Annotated in this window: 2 protein-coding genes; both read right to left on the bottom strand. The window is 78.4% G+C overall.

Features of this window, described 5'->3' with window-relative positions:
• A partial coding sequence (locus tag ACWENR_RS30360) for an acyltransferase domain-containing protein (protein WP_452280371.1) occupies nucleotides 1–1,306 on the bottom strand: 1,306 nt, incomplete at its 3' end.
• Nucleotides 1,299–2,769, bottom strand: a 1,471-nt coding sequence (locus ACWENR_RS30355; RefSeq protein WP_452280370.1) for an SDR family NAD(P)-dependent oxidoreductase, incomplete at its 5' end; no start/stop codon positions are given. The genes ACWENR_RS30360 and ACWENR_RS30355, both read right to left, overlap by 8 nt.

Raw genomic sequence — 2,769 nt, 5'->3', positions numbered from 1 at the left:
CCGGCAGGTCCCGGGCGATGGCGTGCCGGAACGCCTCGGGCCTCGGGCCCGACCGCGGCCCGAGGGGGTCGTCGGCGCGCCGGAGGATGTGGTCGGGTCGGGCCGGGTCGTCGGCGCCGGGGAGCGCGGCGAAGTCGGGTCGCAGCCCCTGCACCCACAGCGCCGCGGCGAGCCGGGCCATTTCCGCCAGCCCGTCGGGCCGTCCCTTCGAGGCGCTGGCCACGACGTGCCGTTGGCCGTGCAGCGTGTCGCGGACGAAGGCGGCCAGGCTGCCGTGGCCGACCTGCACGAAGACGCGGGCGCCCTCGTCGTGGAGGCGCTGCACCAGCTCGCGGAAGCGGACCGGCGAGACCAGGTGCCGGACGAGGAGCCTGCCCAGCGCCGGCGCGTCGTCGGGATAACGGTCCACCGTGGTCGCCGACCAGACGGGCACCGCCGAGGTCCGCAGCGGCACGGCGCGCAGGACGGCGGCGACCGGGTCGAGGTAGGGCGCGAGCATCGGGCTGTGGAACCCGGACCGGAACGGCAGGACGGTCCGGGGCATCGCCGGGTCGGCGATCCGGGCGAACGCGGTGTGGATCGCCGCGTCGGTGCCGCAGAGCACCGTCTGCCGAGGGCTGTTGTCGTGGGAGATGACCACGTCGGCGACCCCGTCGATCAGCCGTCTCGCCTCGGTGACCGGGCAGCCGACCACCGCGAACGCCACGTCGGGCAGCTGGTAGGCGTCCGGCCCCATGCCCCGGGCGAACTCGTCGAAGGCCTCCGCCGCCCACCTGCCGGCCGAGAACAGGGCGCTCCACTCGCCGGCGCTGTGCCCGGCGACGAGGTCCGGCCGGATGCCCAGCCGCCGCAGCGCGCCGTCGAGCAGCCGCCCGGTGTGCAGCAGGTCCCACGTCCGGCCGCCCACCGTCCCGGTGCGGTCCGGCTGGTGGCCGGGCAGGCCGAACGCCCCGGCCACGTCGTCGAGCGGCGGCCGGTCGTGGGCGGACAGGCCGGGGAAGAGGAACGCCACCTGGCCCGGCCGGCCCGGCCGCAGCACCGGGTCGGCGGTGTACCAGAGGTCGGCGGGGCCGTCCCACGACCGTTCCCGCAGCACGAGTTCCTGCGCGAGGGCGAGCCGGTCCGCCGTCGGCGTCAGCAGCGCCACCCGGCACGGCAGGTCGGGATCGGCCGGATCGGCGGGGCCGGGCCCGCCCCGGGCGACCGCCCGCAGCCGGTCGGCGAGCTCGGCGGGGGAGGACGCGGCGAGCCGCAGGACGGCCGGTCCCGTCGGGCGGGACTGCGGCGACCCGGCCGGCTCAGTCATCGAACCCGGTGGGCTGGAACGGGGCCGGGTCGCCGGCCACGTACAGCACCTGGTGCGCGTCCCGCGGGCCCTCGACGATCTCGCGCATCAGCGCCTCGACGCCGGCCTCGGGGTCGATCACCGCGATGCCGCGGCGCGCGTACTCCCGCTCCAGCTCCGCCGAGACCATCCCGCCGCCGGCGGCGGCCCACGGGCCCCACGCCACCGCCAGGGTGCGGCCGGTGAACCGGTCGGCGGCGGCCAGCGCGAGGGTGTCCAGCGCGTCGTTCGCCGCCGCGTAGTCGGCCTGCCCCCGGTTGCCGAACACGCCGGAGACGCTGGAGAAGTAGAGCAGCAGCCGCAGGTCCGGCTTCAGCGCGTCCAGCAGGACCCGGGCGCTGCGCACCTTCGCGTCGTAGACGGCGGAGAAGGACGCCTGGTCCTTGTCCCGGATGAGCCGGTCGTCGACCGCCCCGGCGCCGTGCACGACGACGTCGATGCGGCCGTGCCGGCGGTAGACCTCGTCGACCGTGGCGGCCAGCCGGGCGTCGTCGCGGATGTCGAAGCGGTGGTACCGCAGGGAGGCGGCGTGCGCGTCGAGCCGGTCGAGGACGGTGCGCAGCTCGCGCCCCGCGAGCAGGGCGCGCAGCCGGCGTTCCACCTCGGCCGGCGTGCCGGCGCCGGCGGCGAGCAGGGCGCGGCGCAGGTCGGCCGGGTCGGTCAGGCCGGCCGTGGCGGGGTCCTCGACCGCCGCCGGCGGGGCGGTGCGACCGATGATCTCCAGGTGGCAGCCGTACCGGTCGGTCAGCGCGACGGCCGTCCGGGCCGTGATGCCCCGCCCGCCGCCGGTGACCAGCACCACCGAGTCGGCGTCCAGGTCGAGCGTCGCGGGCCCGGCGGGGAGGTCCTGCCGGACGTGCCGGCGGGTCACCCGGGCGCCGCCGGGCAGGCCGACGATCCCGCGGGTGCCGGCGGCCATCTCGTCGACGACGCGGCCGGCGACCGCCTCCGCGCCGCCCTGCGGGTCCACGTCGAGCAGCCGGACCCGGGCCTGCGGGTACTCGTGGGCCACCGTGCGGACCAGCCCGGCGAAGCCGATCCCGGCCAGCGCGGCGTGCTGGCCGGCGGGGGCCGTCTCGGAGTCGACGGGCGCGAAGCGCCCGCCCATGGTGGTGACGACGGTGATGTCCGGCACCCCGGCGGTCAGCAGCGTGCGGAGCCGGTCGTAGGCCGCCGGCAGGGCCGGCTCCCCGTCGGCGTCGGTCACCGGCAGCAGGATCGCCAGGTCGAGTTCCGCCGGTGGGGTCGCCGCGTCGGCCGGGGCCGCCCCGCGGCGGGTCAGCCGGTCGCGCAGCGCGTCCGCGAGCGCGGGTGCGCCGCCGAGGACGGCGGCGACCCGGCCGGAGAGGTCGGCGGCGGCCCGGGACGGCGCGGGCAGCGGCAGCAGGGCGGGCACGTACCGGTCGGGCGCGCGGCCCGGGGCG

The organism is Micromonospora sp. NPDC004336, assembly GCF_053602615.1.
The sequence above is the reverse complement of the archived record's forward strand: the minus strand, read 5'-3'. Positions and strand labels throughout refer to the sequence as shown.